This is a genomic window from Actinoplanes regularis, assembly GCF_900188005.1.
GTDB classification, from domain to species: domain Bacteria; phylum Actinomycetota; class Actinomycetes; order Mycobacteriales; family Micromonosporaceae; genus Actinoplanes; species Actinoplanes regularis.
The window spans coordinates 104,059-119,170 of the sequence record NZ_FZNR01000014.1 but is presented as its reverse complement, the minus strand read 5'-3'; the positions used below and the strand labels follow the sequence as shown (position 1 = coordinate 119,170).

Annotated in this window: 18 protein-coding genes; 10 read left to right on the top strand and 8 right to left on the bottom strand. The window is 73.4% G+C overall.

The features are described 5' to 3' along the window. Nucleotides 1–47: 47 nt before the first annotated feature. Nucleotides 48–635 carry an RNA polymerase sigma factor gene (locus CHC09_RS30275; protein ID WP_089296647.1) on the top strand — a complete coding sequence of 196 codons (588 nt, stop codon included), beginning with the start codon at nucleotides 48–50 and terminating at the stop codon, nucleotides 633–635. A 150-nt stretch (nucleotides 636–785) separates the two neighbouring features. On the opposite strand, the gene CHC09_RS30270 is transcribed toward CHC09_RS30275, so the two are convergent. Together CHC09_RS30270 and CHC09_RS30265 are read right to left on the bottom strand one after the other, a co-directional pair. Further along, nucleotides 786–1,367, bottom strand: a complete 582-nt coding sequence (locus CHC09_RS30270; RefSeq protein WP_179277342.1) for an alpha/beta fold hydrolase — start codon at nucleotides 1,365–1,367, stop codon at nucleotides 786–788. A 355-nt stretch (nucleotides 1,368–1,722) separates the two neighbouring features. Then, nucleotides 1,723–2,664 (bottom strand): sugar nucleotide-binding protein, encoded by a 942-nt coding sequence (locus CHC09_RS30265; RefSeq protein ID WP_089296645.1) that lies wholly within the window; start codon nucleotides 2,662–2,664, stop codon nucleotides 1,723–1,725. 61 nt (nucleotides 2,665–2,725) lie between these two features. Between CHC09_RS30265 and CHC09_RS30260 the strand changes: the two genes are divergently transcribed. The 6 genes from CHC09_RS30260 to CHC09_RS30235 are packed head-to-tail and all read left to right on the top strand — an operon-like array spanning nucleotide 2,726 to nucleotide 7,814. Continuing rightward, entirely contained in the window at nucleotides 2,726–3,667 is a 942-nt protein-coding gene (locus CHC09_RS30260; RefSeq protein WP_089296644.1) for an NAD-dependent epimerase/dehydratase family protein, read from the top strand. Continuing rightward, nucleotides 3,654–4,811 (top strand): glycosyltransferase, encoded by a 1,158-nt coding sequence (locus tag CHC09_RS30255; RefSeq protein ID WP_244911617.1) that lies wholly within the window; start codon nucleotides 3,654–3,656, stop codon nucleotides 4,809–4,811. The genes CHC09_RS30260 and CHC09_RS30255 overlap by 14 nt, the downstream gene beginning before the upstream one ends. Nucleotides 4,812–4,823: 12 nt before the next feature. Continuing rightward, nucleotides 4,824–5,558 (top strand): hypothetical protein, encoded by a 735-nt coding sequence (locus CHC09_RS30250; RefSeq protein ID WP_089296642.1) that lies wholly within the window; start codon nucleotides 4,824–4,826, stop codon nucleotides 5,556–5,558. Further along, on the top strand, nucleotides 5,555–5,893 hold the full coding sequence (locus CHC09_RS30245) for a hypothetical protein (RefSeq protein ID WP_089296641.1): 339 nt from the start codon (nucleotides 5,555–5,557) through the stop codon (nucleotides 5,891–5,893). Before CHC09_RS30250 ends, CHC09_RS30245 begins: the two co-directional genes overlap by 4 nt. Next, a complete protein-coding gene (locus CHC09_RS30240; protein WP_089296640.1) occupies nucleotides 5,893–6,996 on the top strand; it encodes a glycosyltransferase family 4 protein in 1,104 nt (367 codons plus the stop codon). The genes CHC09_RS30245 and CHC09_RS30240 overlap by 1 nt, the downstream gene beginning before the upstream one ends. Further along, nucleotides 6,993–7,814, top strand: a complete 822-nt coding sequence (locus tag CHC09_RS30235; RefSeq protein ID WP_089296639.1) for a hypothetical protein — start codon at nucleotides 6,993–6,995, stop codon at nucleotides 7,812–7,814. The genes CHC09_RS30240 and CHC09_RS30235 overlap by 4 nt, the downstream gene beginning before the upstream one ends. Here the strand turns inward: CHC09_RS30235 and CHC09_RS30230 are convergent. Continuing rightward, on the bottom strand, nucleotides 7,780–8,202 hold the full coding sequence (locus CHC09_RS30230; RefSeq protein WP_089296638.1) for a DUF6069 family protein: 423 nt from the start codon (nucleotides 8,200–8,202) through the stop codon (nucleotides 7,780–7,782). The two genes, CHC09_RS30235 and CHC09_RS30230, sit on opposite strands and share 35 nt — an antisense overlap. A gap of 130 nt (nucleotides 8,203–8,332) precedes the next feature. On the opposite strand from CHC09_RS30230, the gene CHC09_RS30225 reads away from it, so the two are divergent. Both CHC09_RS30225 and CHC09_RS30220 read left to right on the top strand, forming a co-directional pair. After that, nucleotides 8,333–9,502, top strand: coding sequence for a sensor histidine kinase (locus tag CHC09_RS30225; protein ID WP_089296637.1), 1,170 nt, complete (start codon nucleotides 8,333–8,335; stop codon nucleotides 9,500–9,502). Continuing rightward, nucleotides 9,490–10,188, top strand: coding sequence for a response regulator (locus CHC09_RS30220; RefSeq protein WP_203833253.1), 699 nt, complete (start codon nucleotides 9,490–9,492; stop codon nucleotides 10,186–10,188). The genes CHC09_RS30225 and CHC09_RS30220 overlap by 13 nt, the downstream gene beginning before the upstream one ends. Nucleotides 10,189–10,204: 16 nt before the next feature. Here the strand turns inward: CHC09_RS30220 and CHC09_RS45525 are convergent, their stop codons facing one another. Both CHC09_RS45525 and CHC09_RS45520 read right to left on the bottom strand, forming a co-directional pair. Next, nucleotides 10,205–10,528, bottom strand: coding sequence for a putative quinol monooxygenase (locus tag CHC09_RS45525; RefSeq protein WP_143232665.1), 324 nt, complete (start codon nucleotides 10,526–10,528; stop codon nucleotides 10,205–10,207). 2 nt (nucleotides 10,529–10,530) lie between these two features. Beyond that, entirely contained in the window at nucleotides 10,531–10,908 is a 378-nt protein-coding gene (locus CHC09_RS45520; protein ID WP_143232663.1) for a VOC family protein, read from the bottom strand. Between the two features lie 63 nt (nucleotides 10,909–10,971). Between CHC09_RS45520 and CHC09_RS30210 the strand changes: the two genes are divergently transcribed. After that, entirely contained in the window at nucleotides 10,972–11,949 is a 978-nt protein-coding gene (locus CHC09_RS30210; protein ID WP_089296635.1) for a helix-turn-helix transcriptional regulator, read from the top strand. Here CHC09_RS30210 and CHC09_RS30205 read toward each other — a convergent pair. From CHC09_RS30205 to CHC09_RS30195, 3 genes are all read right to left on the bottom strand, one after another. Next, the gene (locus tag CHC09_RS30205; protein ID WP_089296634.1) at nucleotides 11,946–12,506 is read right to left on the bottom strand and encodes a SigE family RNA polymerase sigma factor; all 561 of its coding nucleotides are present in this window, start codon (nucleotides 12,504–12,506) and stop codon (nucleotides 11,946–11,948) included. The genes CHC09_RS30210 and CHC09_RS30205 overlap by 4 nt on opposite strands. Next, complete coding sequence (locus CHC09_RS30200; protein WP_089296633.1) at nucleotides 12,503–13,120, bottom strand: permease-like cell division protein FtsX; 618 nt, start codon at nucleotides 13,118–13,120, stop codon at nucleotides 12,503–12,505. Before CHC09_RS30200 ends, CHC09_RS30205 begins: the two co-directional genes overlap by 4 nt. Nucleotides 13,121–13,262: 142 nt before the next feature. Then, nucleotides 13,263–14,900 carry an NAD(P)/FAD-dependent oxidoreductase gene (locus CHC09_RS30195; protein WP_089296632.1) on the bottom strand — a complete coding sequence of 546 codons (1,638 nt, stop codon included), beginning with the start codon at nucleotides 14,898–14,900 and terminating at the stop codon, nucleotides 13,263–13,265. Nucleotides 14,901–15,112: the final 212 nt, after the last annotated feature.

The window sequence follows — 15,112 nt, the reverse complement described above, 5'->3', positions numbered from 1 at the left end:
AGTCTTCTGTGGTCGGCGACTGACGCCGGAGCAGAGGAGTGGCGGACATGCGACAGGCGGTGGCGGAGAACCTGACCGCGGTGGTGCGCGACGCGCGGGCCGGTGACGAGCAGGCGTGGAGCAGTCTCGTCGAGGCGTACGGTCCCGGGCTCCGCGCCATCGCGCGCCGATTCCGAATCCCGCCGGACCAGGTCGGCGACCTGTCGCAGGCCACCTGGCTGCAACTGTTCAACGGGATCGACCGGTTGCAGCACCCGGAGGCGCTCGGCTCCTGGCTGGCGGTGACGATGCGGCGGTTCTGCCTGCACGCGGTCGCCGGCCGGGAGCGCGAGTGCCCGATGACCGGTCTCGACGAGTGGCTGGTCCAGCCGGGCGACGCGCCGGAGACCGGCCTGCTCCGCGCCGAGCAGGCGGCCAGTGTGCGCCGTGCGCTCGCCCGGCTGCCGGAGCGCCAGCGGCAGCTGCTGTGGCACATGGCGACCGACCCGGACGCGCGGTACACGGAGATCAGCGCGCGGCTGGACATCCCGGTTGGCGCGATCGGGCCGACCCGTGCCCGGGCGCTGGGCCGGCTGCGCCGGCTGCTGCTCGACGAGGAACGGGCCAGCCACTACACCCACCAGAGCGGATCGTGACCGAGCCGGTCCGACTACTGTTCGCCGAGGAGCGGGTCGGCCACTTCTCCCGCCAGTGCGGATCGTGACCGGGCCGGGTCGGCTGCTGTTCGCTGAGGCGCGGGTCGGCCACTTCTCCCGCCAGCGCGGGTCATGACCGGGCCGGCTCTCCTAGACGAGGCCGTGGAGCAGGGCCGCGAAGCCGGCCGGGTCGCGCAGATGCGGGAACTGGCCGCCGGCGGCGTGCGCCGACGGCGCCGCGCCGACCGGGACACCGGACCACTCACGGTAGGCCGCCGACAGCTCCGGGTCCGTCCGGCGCACGGCGAATTGACGATAGGCCTCGGGTACGACACTCAGGTCCGCGTCCGCACCGCCGTCCAGGGCGATCACATGCTGTACGGCGTAACGCTCCGCGAAAGCCCGCGCCAGCAGCGCCGACTCCCCGTGCCCGACCAGCACCGGCGCCCGGTGCAGGTCCAGACCGCTCACCAGGGTGGCCAGATCCCTCGTCAGCCGCGAGAGGTCGTGCACGTCGCGCGCCGGTGACTCCCCGTGCCCCGGCAGGTCCACCGCCACCGCGGCGCAGTTCCCGTCCAGCTCGGCCGCGACCGGCCACCACATCGTCCGGTCGTAGAACAGCCCGTGCAGCAGCACCACGGGGCGGCCGAACCGGCCCCAGCGGTCGTACATCAGGCGGTTGTTCGCGGTCCCGTGCGCGTGGGTGGTGCGGCGCGGCGGCTGAGGCTGCACGAAATCGGTCCTCCCGGACTCGGCGACAGGGGAAAACATGGGGTGTAACGACCCCGAGGGGCGCACCGGTTACGCGCCGGCGGCGACCATCCGCGACGCCTTTCCGACTCAATCCGGGCGTTTCCGGCGCCGCCCCTGCCTGCGCCGCCGCCCGCCGCCCCTGCCTGCGCCGCCGCCCGCCGCCCCTGCCTGCGGCGCCGCCCGCCGCCCCTGCCTGCGGCGCCGCCTGCCGGATCTGTCCGTGCCGCCGCCTGCCGGTTCTGTCCGCGGCGCCGCCCGTCGGCCTCACTCGTGGCCCCGCCCGTCGGCGAACTCGGTCGGCACCGCGCGTCGCCTCGCTCGTGGCGTGCCAGGATCAACTTCTGCCGAACGGCATTCGGTCTTGCTCGGGCGTCGTGAGGAACTCGCGGGCTCCGCGCAGTCTGGTGGTCAGGCGCGACTGCGTCGCCTCGCAGTCGAGGCGTACCGCCAGGGCGCCCGGCAGGCCGCTGCGCGCCCGGGACGCGGTGGGCAGCGCGGTCTCGTCGAGGCCGTCCCGCCGGGCGATCAGAACACCGAGTTCGTGCCGGCTGATCGCGTCGGCCCCGGCGACGTGGTGCACGCCGGGTTCCGCGGTCAGCTCCAGGATCGCGGCCGCCAGGTCGCCGACGTGGACCGGGCACCGGATGTCGTCGGTGAACAGGGCTCCCTCCCGCTCCCCGGTGGCGAGCCCGCGTACGTGACGCTCGGTGACGGACTCCCCGCCACCGATGATCAGCGACGTACGGACGATGGCCGCGTCCGCCACCAGCCCACGGACCGCGACCTCCGCGGCGGCCTTGGCAGCGCCGTACGGCGTGATCGGATCCGGCCGCGCGGTCTCGTCGTAGCAATCCGCCCGCCCGGAGAAGATCGCGTCGCTCGACACGTGCACGAGGCGGGCCCCGGCCCGCGCGGCGGCCGCGGCGACGTGCATTCCACCGTCCGCGGTGGTCACCCAGTCTGCCTGCTGATATGCGGCGTTGACGATCACTTCCGGCCCGACCTCCGCGACGAGTCCCGCGACCGCGGCCCGATCGCGAATGTCGATCCGCCGACCGCGCGCCCCGGCCTGCCGGTCGTGGAAAGTCGCCGCGACCTCACGGTCCGCCGACTCCGCCGGCCGGTGGTGGTGGAAGGTCGCAGTGACCTGAAGGTCCGCGCGCTTTGCCGGCCGGTGGTGGTGGAAGGTCGCCGTGACCCGATGATCCGCGAGCTCCGCCTGCCGGACGATCTCCCGGCCGAGCAGCCCGCTTCCCCCGATCACCAGCAGCTTCATCTTTCCTCCCCGGTACAGGGGCCGGAACCGCCCGGCCCGCGCTCAGCTACAGTGCCTGGTTGTGCGAGTGGTCGTAACGGGGGCGGCGGGTTTCATCGGCAGCCATCTCGTGCAGACCCTGATCGCCGCGGGCCATGACGTGCTGGCCGTCGACGCCGTCGAACGTGCCGCCGCACCGGAGGCCGCGGCGGCCAACAGCGCCGAGCTGTCCCACGCCGGCGTGACCGTGACCGAATGTGATCTCGCAACCGACGACCTCGCCCCGCTGGCGGAGGCGGACGCGATCCTGCACCTGGCCGGCCGTCCCGGCGTGCGCACCTCGTGGGGTCGGGGCCGGGCGGCCGCCCACCGGGACAACGTCACCACCACCGAACGGCTGCTGGCGGCGTGCGCGGCCCGGCCGGCCCGGCACCGGCCGCGGTTCGTGCTGGCCTCGAGTTCGTCGGTGTACGGCAGCGCGGCCCGCCCATGCGCGGAGCACGATCGGATCGACCCGCGGAGTCCGTACGCGATGTCGAAGGCGCGGGCCGAGCAGCTCACCCAGGAGGCCGCGCGCGACGGCGTGCCGGCGGTCATCCTGCGCTACTTCTCCGTGTACGGGCCGCGCCAGCGCCCGGACATGGCGTTCCACCGGTTCGTCGAGGCGGCCCTCGACGGCTCCCCGGCCCCGCTGTACGGCGGCGACCAGAGCCGGTCGTTCACCTTCGTCGGCGACGTGGTCGACGCGACCGTCCGGGCCGCGCGGGCGCCGCTGCCGCCCGGGACCGTCCTGAACGTCGGCCATCCGGAGAGCGTGAGCCTCCGCGACGCCCTCCAGCGGATCGGGGCGCTGCTCGGCACCCCGCCACCGACCGAGCCGGCCGCCGCCGCCCCCGGCGACGTGGCCCGCACCTGGGCCGGCCCGGACCGGGCCGCACGGCTGCTCGGCTGGACCGCCCGGACCGGCCTGGACGCGGGGCTGGCCCGGCAGATCGCCTGGCATCGGGAGCGTGTTCGTGTCTGAGGGGCATCGCGCGGCCTACGTCGCGTTCGATCGTTTTCCGTCGGCCAAGGGCTCCGCCGTGCACATCCGGCACATGGCGGCCGAGCTTTTCGACCGGTACGGCGGCGGTCTGCTCTGCGTGCTCGGTGGCGGGGGACTGCCCGCCTACCAGCGTGAGGGCGGCGTGGAGATCGTCCGGTTCGGTGCGGTGGTGCCGAACCTGCTGGACCGGGCGGAGGCGTTCTCGGCCTGGGTCGCCGACCGGCTGGCGCCGCACCGCGACACGCTGCGGCTGTGCCACGTCCGCGATCCGTGGGGCGCGCTGCCGGCGCTCTCGGCCGGTGGGCGACTGGTCTACGAGGCCAACGGGCTGCCGTCGATCGAGCTGCCGTACGCGTGGCCGCTCGCCGCGCCGAGCACCCTCGCGAAGATCCGGGACCTGGAAGGGGAGTGCCTGCGCCGGGCCGCCGCGGTGGTCGTACCGTCGCAAGTCATCGAAGCGGCCGTGACCAGCCGCGGCGCCGCACCCGAACGGGTGCATCTGGTCCCGAACGGCGCGGACCCGGTGCGGCCCGGCCTGCCGCGCCCACCCGCCGCCCCCGGCCGTTACCTGATCTACGTCGGGGCGCTGCAGCCCTGGCAGGGCGTCGACGTGCTGCTGCGAGCGTTCGCCCGGCTGGCCGACCTGACCGACCTGTCGCTGGTCGTCTGCTCCTCGGTGTCGCCGTCGCGGGCCCGCCCGCTGCGGCGGCTCGCCGAGCGGCTCGGCGTCGAGGACCGGGTGACGTGGCAGCACACCCTGCCGCACGACGAGGTCGCCGCCTGGCTGACGCACGCCGAACTCTCCGTGGCGCCGCTGACGGCGAGCCCGCGGAACCTGGACCAGGGGTGCAGCCCGATCAAGGTGTGGGAGTCGATGGCCGCCGGCACCGCCGTCGTCGCCTCCGATCTGCCGGTGATCCGCGAGGTGCTGGGGGAGCACGGGCGGCTCGTGCCACCGGACCGGCCGGCCGAGCTGGCCCGCGCCATCCGGGTGCTTCTCGAATATCCGGAGGCGGCGCGGGACCTGGGCCGCCGCGCCCGGCAGCACGTCGAGGAGGGCTTCACCTGGAAACACGCGCGCGCCCGGCTCGCCGCCGTCTACGACCGGGTCGAGGGCCACTGATACGGTCCGGTGATGTTCTGGGGCAAGCAGAAGGCCGCGATCGCGGGTTTCCATCCGTTGCACCAGGCGCTCGTGTGGCAGCGCGGGTTCTCCGCGACCCAGCCGGCGGCCGGCTGGGCGGCCCTGATCGCGAGCCTGCACCGGCACGCCGGCCTGGTGCGGCGCGCGAAGTGGGCGCTGCCGCCGCGGACGCTGGACGTCCTGGTGCCGCTGATCCTCGAGCTCTGCTCGGATCTCGGGCCGAAGGGCACGCTCACGGTCGCCGCCGATCTGCGGGGCCGTGACGTCCCCGGCAAGACCGGCCCGTCGCGTGATCTGCCGGTGCGGCCGCCGGTCCGCTCCGCCACCGAGACGCTGACGGTGGACCCGTGGCTGCGGGTGCGCGCGGAGCTGCGCGACGGCAGCATCCTGGAGCTCCTCGTCGTGGACCGGACGCGCGAGCGCCGGATCGCCAAACGCAACCCGCGCGGTAAGTACAAGGCGAAGCGGAAGAGCAAGTCGATCCAGATCATCAAGGTGCGCCGCCGGCTGGCCAAGGGCGCGCAGAGCCGGGTGCCGGCGGCGCCGCCGCCCGCCTGGATCGGGGTCTTCGTCCGCGAGGGGGAGCGCCGCAGCGTCCTCGCCACCGCCAAGCTGCACCGGCTGCCGCAGTCCGGCCAGGAACAGGTCGACCGGATCCTGACCGTGGCCACCGAGCCGTTCCGCTGGACACCGCAGGCCGGCACCGGACAACGGAGTGAGTCATGACCCCTTGCGCCGTCACCACGGGCTTCTTCACCCTCGGCAAGTGCGGGCAGATGGCGGTCGCCGGCTGCCCGGCGTGCGGCCGCGCGCTCTGCGCGGACCACGTCGCCGACGGCGGGCTCTGCCCGGAGTGCGCCGCCGCGCGCAATCAGTTCGGCCATCCGGCCGCGGCGGCCGCCTATCGGCGGCGGGCGCACCGGCACCGTACGGCGCAGGAGTACACGGACGTCGGCTGGTACGCGGGCCTGGACACGTACGACCGGGCGCCGTTCGATCCGGGCGCCGGCGCGGACCAGGATTACCTCGACGACGGCGCCGACGCGCTGGTGGACAGTTGATGCGCCTGCTCTGGGTGACCGAGAATCATCCGCCCAGTCCGGGCGGGATGGCCAACTCGTGCGACCGCATCGTGCGGGGTCTGCGGCAGGCCGGTGTCGAGGTCGACGTCGTCCATCTCAGCCGGCGGGCCCGGTCGATGCGGCGGGAGGGCAGCCTGCTCACCGTGCCGCTGGGCGATGATCCGGAGCACGCGCTGCGCATGCTGTGGACGACGCTGTCGGCTTCGATCGGGCAGTACACGCACGTGGTCGCCTTCGGCGGCACCTATCCGCTGCTGTCCGCGCCGGTCTACGCGGCGTGGTCCGGGTTGCCGCTGGTCACCCTCCTGCGCGGCAACGACTTCGACACCGGCATGTTCTCCCTGCGGCGGCAGCCGGTGGTCCTCGAGGCGCTGCGCTCCTCCGCCCACGTGTGCGTGGTGGCGAGCGGGACGGCGCCGCTGGTCGCCGGGCTCGCCCCCGGCACGCCCGTCAGCTGGGTCGCGAACGGGATCGACACGAGCGAGTGGGCGATCCTGCCGTCCGAACGGCAGAAGGCGGCGGCGTGGCGCGCGGAGCACGTCGAGCCGGGGCGGCGCACGATCGGGCTGGTTGGCCAGTTGAAGAACAAGAAGGGCGTCCGTCTGCTGCTGGACGCCCTGGTGGCTGGGCGGCACGAGGAGCGGTTCCACGTCGTGCTGGCCGGGGAGCTGGAACCGGGCATCGAGGAGTGGCTCGGCGCGCGGCCCGCGGTGGCGTACACGGCGTTGCCGTTCCAGGACCGCTACCAGTTGCTCTCCGTCTACGCGGCCTGCGACCTGATCGCCCTGCCCTCGTTCTACGACGGGCTGCCCAACGTCGCGCTGGAGGCCGCCGCGCTCGGGATCCCGCTGCTCGCCTCGGACGCCGGCGGGCTGGTCGATCTCGTGGACGACGAGATCGGGTTCCGGTTCCCGGCCGGGGATCCGCACGCCTGCCGGGCGGCCCTGCACCGGGCCGCGCACGCGACGGACGATCAGCTCGCGGCGCTGGGTGCGGCGGCGGCGGTCCGGGTCCGGGACCGGTTCGGTGTGGCCGGCGAGACCGCCGGTTATCTGGAAGTGCTGGCCGCGGCGGCGCGGTGATCGTCTGCTACGCGCAGGGTGGCGGGCTGGGACACCTGACGCGGATCCGGGCGTACCTGCACACCGTCCACGCGGACCGGCCGGCCACGGTGCTGACCACGTCACCGTTCGCGGCCGATCCGCGGGTGCTCGGCCCGCACCGGCTCCTGCGCTTCTCTGGCCCGATCGGGCCGGTCCTGCGTGACCTGCGCCCGGAGACCCTGGTGGTCGACGCGTTCCCGGCCGGGATCGATGGAGAGCTGGCCGTGCTGCCGGCCGGGATCGTCACGGTTCATCTGGCTCGGTTGCTGCGGTGGGACGCGTACCGCCCGCTGTCGGGGTTGTCGCGTTTCGCGCAGACCTGGACGCTGGAGGAGCTGGATCCGGAGCATCAGGCCCATCTGGCGCGGAGGTCGGCGGCGCTCGCGCCGCTGTCGCTCATCGACCCGGCTCCGCCGGAGCCGGCCGGGATCGCCGACGGGACCTGGTTGATCCCCCACGCCGGGCCCGCGACGGAGATCGAGGAACTCGTCTCGTACGCCCGGGAGTGCGCCGCCCTGGAAGGACGCCGGCCGCCACTGGTGCTGGCGTCGCCGCACCGGCCGCCCGGCCTGCCCGCGGACGTCGAGCACCTGGACGTCTACCCGGTGTGGCCACTGTTCGCGTCCGCGGAACGGGTCGTCTCGGCGGCCGGCTTCAACGTGGTCCGGCAGATGCGCCCGTGGCGCGCCAAGCACCGGATGCTGCCCTTTCCGCGCCGCTGGGACGACCAGTTCACCCGTGCGGCCCGGGCCCGCCGGGAGATCACCGGCAGTGGCGGCGGCCGGGAAGACCGATGATCAGTGCCAGGCCCACGGTGAGGTGCATGCCGAGCAGGACCAGCTTGGTGCTGACGCCGACCCCGCTGCCGAGCGGTCCGGCCAGGGAGATGACGAGAAGGACGAGAGCGATCGCCCGGTACGCCCGGACGGGGCGCCGGACGGTGCGCTCCAGCAGGGCGAGCAGGCCCCAGGCGGCCAGGCCGGCGGCGAGCGCGGCGAACACGACGGCGGCCGGGCCGACGTGCTGGAGGGTGTCACCCTGCCGGACGGTGAGGTCGACGCCGGCCCACGGATCGTTGACCACCCACAGCAGCAGGGCGCCGGCGGCCCCGGCGGCGACCGTGATGGCGCGGCCGGCGCGGTGGGCGGTGGTGCCGGTCGGGACGGTGTTCACATCGTTTGTCATACCGAGCAGCGTCGCGGTGCAGGCCCGGTGTCCACATCGGGCCGACGGCGTCGCACGCGCCCTCCTTGGCGTGAGCGACCACCAACTTTAGTCGGTGTCGGCGGGCCCGCCGGCCGGTTAGCCTCGCCGGATGGACAGCTTCCCGGCCACCCCGCAGGAGTGCGTCCGGTCTCCGGGCCGGGTCGCCGTCGCGGTGAGCCTGATCGGGTCCGGCCTGCTCATCGCGGCCACCATCCTGTCCCTGTGGACTGGCCGTCCGCTCGGGCCGCTGTTTTTGCTCGACCTGGTCGCAGGCGTGCTCAGCTGGCTGCTCACGCCACTGGCGCTGTGGCGGCCGGTGCCCGCGACGGTGGTGCTGACCGCGCTGGCGGTGGTGTCGCCGGCGGCCACCCCGGCGGCCACGATCGGGGCGCTGCAAGTGGCGCGCCGACGGCGCCTCGCGGCCGGGATCGCGGTGGCGGCGGGCGGCGTCGCCGCGCACGCGATCCAGGGATTCTGGCGATCCAACGGCGGGATGTCCTACGGCTGGTGGCTGGTGCTGATCACGATCGGTTACGGCGCGCTGCTGGGCTGGGGCGCGTGGGCGCAGGCCAGGGAGACGCTGATCCGGTCGCTGCGCGAGCGGGCCCAGCGGGCCGAGGCCGAGCAGGGGCGCCGGGTCGCCGAGGCGCGCATGCTGGAACGCCGCAAGATCGCCCGGGAGATGCACGACGTGCTCGCACACCGGCTGTCGCTGCTGGCGACGTTCGCCGGCGCGATGGAGTACCGCCCGGACGCCCCGCCCGAACAGCTGTCCCGGGCCGCCGGGGTCGTGCGTGACGGTGTGCACCAGGCGCTGGAGGAGCTGCGCGAGGTGATCTCGCTGCTGCGCGACGACGCCCCGCCGGACGGCGACGGCGTTCACCCGCAGCCGCTGCTGACCGACGTGCCGCGGCTGGTCGAGGAGTCCCGCTCGGCCGGGGCCGAGGTCCTGCTCCGGGAGGCGGTGGAGGAGCCGGGCCAGGCGCCGCCCGCGGTGGCTCGTACGGCGTACCGGGTGATCCAGGAGGGACTGACCAACGCGCGGAAACACGCGTCGGGGCAGCCGGTCCGGGTGGCGCTGCGTGGCGGACCCGGCGCCGGACTGGAGATCGACGTGCGCAACGGGCTCGCGCCGGCATCCGCCGCACCGCCGGGCTGGTCCGGGGGCGCCGGGCTGGTGGGGCTGACCGAGCGGGTGCACCTGGCCGGCGGCCGGCTCGACCACCGGACGGTCGGGGGCGAGTTCCGTCTGCACGCGTCGATACCATGGCCGGCATGACCCAGCCGGCCGCCCCCGATCCATCCGCGAACGGGTTCCGGCCGGTGCGGGTGCTCGTCGTCGACGATGACGCGCTCGTCCGGGCCGGACTGACCATGATGCTGGACGGGGCCGCGGGCATCGCGGTCGTGGGCGAGGCCGCGGACGGCGACGAGGTGCCGGCGGCGGCCGACGCGCACGGGCCCGATGTCGTACTGATGGATCTGCGCATGCCGCGCGTCGACGGGATCACCGCGACCCGCCGCCTGCGGGCCCGCCCCCGCCCACCCGAGATCATCGTGCTGACCACGTTCGACACCGACGAGAACATCCTGCACGCGCTGCGCGCCGGGGCCAGCGGCTTCCTGCTCAAGGACACCCCGCCGGCCCGGATCGCCGAGGCGGTCCGCCAGGTCGCCGCCGGCGAGCCGATCCTGTCCCCACGGATCACCCGCCGCCTGATGGACCGCGTCGCCGTCCAGGCCGGCGCCTACGCCCAGGCCCGAGCCGCCCTCGCCACCCTGAGCCCACGCGAGCGGGACGTCGTGGCGGCGATCGGCCAGGGCCGGTCCAACACGGAGACGGCGACCGCCCTCGACATGACCCTGGCCACCGTGAAGTCCCACGTCTCGCACATCCTGACCAAGCTCGCCCTCGACAACCGCACCCAGATCGCGCTGCTCGCCCACGACGCCGGCCTGGTCTGACGAGACGGCGGATTCGTCAGGGCCGGCCGTCGGCGGGGAGACCCACCCCGCCCAGGACGGTGAGGTCGACGCGGTCCGGTGGAGCCGACACCAGCGCGAGGACCTCCGCCGGGGTGGGAGCGTCGGGCGGCGGTGGAGCGGCCAGCGCCGCCTGCGCACTGGCGTCGTCGCGCCAGACCTCGGTGACGTGCACGGTGTCCGGATCGGTCGCGGCCTGGCTGATCAGGTAGATCTCGCAGCCGGGGAAGCCGTGCAGCCGCTCCGCCACCCGCAGCAGGAGGTCGGTGAGTTCGCCGCCCCGGCCCGGGTGCGCCGTCATGGTCATCAGCCTGCCGATCATGCTCAGACCAGGGTGGTGATGCAGAAGGGGTGGCCCGCCGGGTCCAGCAGGACCCGCCACCGGTCGGGTTTCGGCTGAACCGCCGGCTCGGTGGCCCCCAGGGCGAGCAGCCAGGCCTGTGCCTCGTCCAGATCGTCGACGCCCAGTTCGATGTGGGCCTGCTTCTCCTGGGCGGGGTCCGGCCAGGTGGGAGGCCGGTAATCGGCCAGGCGGTAAAACGCCAGTCCGGCCGCGCCCTCCTGGCCGAGCAGGACGAAGTCGTCAGAGGCGTGGACGACGGGCAGTCCGAGCGCCTCGCCGTAGAAGCGGCCCAGCTCGGCGGGGTCCTGGCAGTCGAAGGTGATGGCCGCGTAGCGGATCGCGGGTGTGGATTTGCTCATGCGACAGACGTTAGGCCGGGACCAGGACAGTTTCGGTCCTGGTCATGGGGAACACTTCACCGGGTGATCAGTACTTCGGCCCGCCTGCTGCGACTCGTCGCGCTGTTCTCCGCGCGACCGTCGTGGACCTGCGACGAACTGGCCGGCCAGCTGGCGGTCACCGCGCGCACGGTGCGCCGGGACGTCGCCCGGCTCCGGGAGCTCGGCTACGGCGTCGAGTCCGACCCCGGGCCCTGGGGCGGTTACCGCCTGCGGGACGGGAGCCGGATGCCGCCGCTGATCCTCGACGACGAGGAGGCGCTCGCCGTGGCCGTCGGGCTGCGCGAGGCGGCACTGAGCGGGGTGCTCGGCGGGGACCAGGCCGCGCTGTCGGCGCTGCTGAAGCTGCGGCAGGTGCTGCCGGCGCGGATCGCGCACCGGCTCGGTGAGATGGACGCCGCGTTCGTGCACACTCGCCGGCCCGGCGAGCCGCAGATCGCGCCCGCCATGCTGCTGGAGCTGGCCACCGCGTGCCGCCGGGGCGAGCGTAGCCAGCTCTCGTACCGGGACCGGGAGGGGAACGCCACCACCCGGGACGTCGACCCGTACCGCCTCGTGCACACCGGACGCCGCTGGTATTTCGTCGCCCGGGACGTGACGCGGGGGGAGTGGCGGACGTTCCGGGCGGACCGGATGGCTCGCATCCAGCCGACCGGGCGCGCCGTTGAGCTCGCCGACCCGCCCGACCCGGTGCTGCTCGTCTCCCGGTCCATCGCGGCCGGCAGGTACCCGCTCCAGGTGACCGTCCGCCTCCCGGTGCCCATGGAGCGGGCGCTGCGGCTGGTCCCGCCGACGGTCGGGAGTCACCGCGCGGACGGGCCCGACGCCACCGTCGTCGACATCGGCGGCCCCGATGCGGACGGACTCGCCCGATATCTGCTCGGCCTGGCTACCCCGTTACGGGTCCTGTCCCCGGACGAGGTACGGGAGGCGCTGCTGCGCCGTACCCGGGAGATGCTGGCGGCCAACGACGTGCCGCCGGCGATCGCCGATCCCCGCTAGCGATCCGGGAAGTCCTCGCCGAGCAGGGCCCGGAGCCGGCTCAGTGCCCGGCTGTCGCGCATCTTCACCGCCGACACCGACAGACCGAGAATCGCCGCGACCGTTTCGACGCTGTGGTCCTCGGCGTGCCGCAGGACCAGCACCGCCCGATCCTTGACCGTGAGGCGGGCCAGGGCGTCGACCAGTGCGAGGCGCAGCTCCGAGGTGGCCGGCGACGCCCGATCCGCCCGGTCCGGCAGGTCGGCCAGGACGATCTCCGAGCCGCTGCGGCGGCGTTGCTGGTCGAAGACCGCGTTCATCAGCACCCGGCGGCTGTACGCGTCCAGGTTCGTGCCGTTCCGGATCCGCTCCCAGGCGGCGTACATCCGGGCGAAGGTGTGCTGGGTCAGGTCCTGGGCGAGGTGCCAGTCGCGGCACATCAGGTAGGCGCTGCGGCGCAGCCGGACGCCGGTGGCCTCGACGAACGCGGTGAACTCCGCGTCCCGGGCCGCTTTCGCCCGGCGGCGGGCGGCGCCCCAGCCGCCCAGCATCGGCGCCGCGATGCGGGTGTCGGTCACTGGACGCCTCCGACCGGGGCATCCGTGGCGCACCGGCGGCCGACGATCCGGTCTACGCCGGCCGCGTTCTCGTATCGGGCGCGGACCGTGGGGAAGTCGGTGCCCGGCTGCAAACGCAGGCGGAAAGCGGCGGGGAAGTCGGTGACGGTGACGGCCGCGAGCAGATCCGGGTTCGTCGCCCACCGGGTCCGGAATTTCGAATACGCCTCCTCGCGGCTCTCGAAGGCGAGCGCGGCGAGCCCTGGATCACCGTGCAGCAGCTCCCGGAGCAGCGACAGCTGCTCGCCGGTCACGTCGGTGAGGTAGATGACCACGTCGGTGGCGTCGCGGTCCACCGGCTCGCGCCAGCAGGAGGGCGCCGTCACCGGCATCATCGCCGCCGCGACGGTCACCGGCGAATCCGCCGACTTGGGCGCGTCGGCCAGCAGCCGCGGAGCGGTCACCGCGCCGATCACCGCGATCAGGCCGGCTGCCACCCCCACGGGGGCCAGCCAGCCGTGCCGGCGGCGCAACCGGCTGCCCTCGACGATGGCGGCTTGCGCCATCCCGTCGAGGGCGAAGCCGGGGTCATCGCTGACCGCCGCTTCGAAATGGTCTCGCAGGTTCCGTTGCACGGTCCGCTCTCCTCGGTGTCCGGTTCGGGCTTCTGCCGATATGACTGGCCGAGGGCCCGATCCGGTCACACCCGAGATCGGCGTACCGGGAAATCGTCGGTCGCGACCCCGAGCGGACGCCGCGCTTTCCGCGGATTCTGCCTCAGACGGTCCGGACGAGGGTGGCGGCCTTGGCGATGGTGGCGAGATCGTAGTCGAAGTAGTCGCGCAGCGGCCGCGGCGCCGCCGTGCGGCCCCACTGGTAGAGCAGGCGCTGCGTCTCCATCGAGCCGTCGTGCCAGCGGCGCAGGACATCATGCAGGTTGAGCGGGCCCGGCGAGGCTTCGCCGTCGCCGAGGAGGAGAGCGAGCTCCGGTACGGCGTCGGCCGGCGCAAGTGCGCCGTCACGGACCCGGCGCATGACGTCGAAGCATGCGTCGAACTGCTCCTGGGCGCTGGGCAGATCCGGACAGAACGAGCCGGGCACGGGACCCTGGCGCATCCGGTCCAGCAGGCCGGGGTCGGCGGTCTCCAGGAACCGGTAGTACGTGCCGGCGACGCGGATGACGCCGAGGTTCCAGGCCAGGTACCACACCTTCGACCAGGCCCGCCAAAGGTCGAAGTCACGGAAGGCGAGGTACGAGCCGGCGATCAGTTTGTCGTTGTTGTCGAGGATGCTCTGGTTCAGTGTGTCGATGGGCCCGAAGCGGGCGGCCGAGTAGTCGCCGGACTCCCGGGCCTTCATGAGGAGGGGCACGAACGCCTCGATCACCGCCATGGTGTTCGCCATGCCGCGGCTGAACAGGGCATCGATCGCGCCGGCCGCATGGCTCATCAGCACCCAGCGGTCGCCGACCGTGCGGGACGAGGAGAACTGAGTACGGCCGGTGGAGATCCAGCCGAAGGCGGGGGTGGCGTTCGCGAACTGGCGTTTGAGCGCCGGGAACCGATCGAGGAACTCGGCCCACTCCTGCTCGGGGGTGACGGCCTCACGTCTCGGGTATTTGTCGACGTCCAGGTTGAGGCCGACGCTGACCAGGTCGGACTCGCTGCCGGGCTGGTTGTCGAACGGGATGACCCACATCCAGCCGCCGTCGAACAGGTGATGCAGGGTGCCCTCGTGCCAGAGGTTGGGTTGGCCGCTGGAGTCTGCCACCGAGTCGTACGGCACGACGCCGCGCAGGTGGGTGAAGATCGTGCGTGAGTTCGTCTCGAACCGGCACGGCTGCTCACGCAGGCCGAACGCGTCGGCCAGCACCGATGTGCGGCCGGTCGCGTCGATGACGTAGTCGCTGCGGAACGCCTCGCCGCCGTCGAGCGTCACCACCGCCCCGTCCGGCCGGATGTCCACCGACTGGACGCGGACACCCTCCCGCGCGATCGCGCCGTACCGCTTCGACGCCTCGAACAGGTATTGGTCGATGTCGGCGCGCATCAGGTGCGACTCCGGACCGAATGGTCCCGCGGACACGCTGCACTGCGTCACCTCGAACGGGTCGTGCTCGCGGCCCTCGTGGTGGTACACGAACCCGAAGTTGGTCTTGACGCCGCACCGGCGGCTGGCGTGCTCCCGGATGCCCTCATTCGTCGAGACGTGCGCGAGTTCCGGCACGTCATAACGGGCGGCGAGCAGGCGCAGCAGGAACGACGTCTCGCCGATGGTGGACTCGCCCAGGGCGAACCTCGGGTGCCTCGCGGCGTCCACGATCGCCACCGACAGGCCGAGCCGGGCCAGAATCGTGGCGACGGTGCTGCCGCCGATGCCGCTGCCGAGAACCGTTACGTCGACACGGGTGTCCATGATCGATCCACCTTTCGATTGACAGAGTCCCGGTTCCGGGGCTCCCGGCAGGGAGAGGGCACAGTAGACGTCCATGAAGTTGAATGCCGGTGCTCGCGGAAGACAGTAAGCCGTCAATGCTACGAAGCGGGTGTTCCAGCCGGAGGTGGCTGCCAGGACACCGAATTCCCGCCCTCGCGTGCACGACGGCACGGGTGCCACTGCGTGATGTC

Bases quoted from the DNA above. Each gene is read 5' to 3' on its own strand.
- CHC09_RS30275 (WP_089296647.1), top strand. From the start codon at position 48: ATGCGACAGGCGGTGGCGGAGAACCTGACCGCGGTGGTGCGCGACGCG.
- CHC09_RS30265 (WP_089296645.1), bottom strand. From the start codon at position 2,664: ATGAAGCTGCTGGTGATCGGGGGAAGCGGGCTGCTCGGCCGGGAGATC.
- CHC09_RS30250 (WP_089296642.1), top strand. From the start codon at position 4,824: ATGTTCTGGGGCAAGCAGAAGGCCGCGATCGCGGGTTTCCATCCGTTG.
- CHC09_RS30245 (WP_089296641.1), top strand. From the start codon at position 5,555: ATGACCCCTTGCGCCGTCACCACGGGCTTCTTCACCCTCGGCAAGTGC.
- CHC09_RS30240 (WP_089296640.1), top strand. From the start codon at position 5,893: ATGCGCCTGCTCTGGGTGACCGAGAATCATCCGCCCAGTCCGGGCGGG.
- CHC09_RS30230 (WP_089296638.1), bottom strand. From the start codon at position 8,202: ATGACAAACGATGTGAACACCGTCCCGACCGGCACCACCGCCCACCGC.
- CHC09_RS30225 (WP_089296637.1), top strand. From the start codon at position 8,333: ATGGACAGCTTCCCGGCCACCCCGCAGGAGTGCGTCCGGTCTCCGGGC.
- CHC09_RS30220 (WP_203833253.1), top strand. From the start codon at position 9,490: ATGGCCGGCATGACCCAGCCGGCCGCCCCCGATCCATCCGCGAACGGG.
- CHC09_RS45525 (WP_143232665.1), bottom strand. From the start codon at position 10,528: ATGATCGGCAGGCTGATGACCATGACGGCGCACCCGGGCCGGGGCGGC.
- CHC09_RS45520 (WP_143232663.1), bottom strand. From the start codon at position 10,908: ATGAGCAAATCCACACCCGCGATCCGCTACGCGGCCATCACCTTCGAC.
- CHC09_RS30195 (WP_089296632.1), bottom strand. From the start codon at position 14,900: ATGGACACCCGTGTCGACGTAACGGTTCTCGGCAGCGGCATCGGCGGC.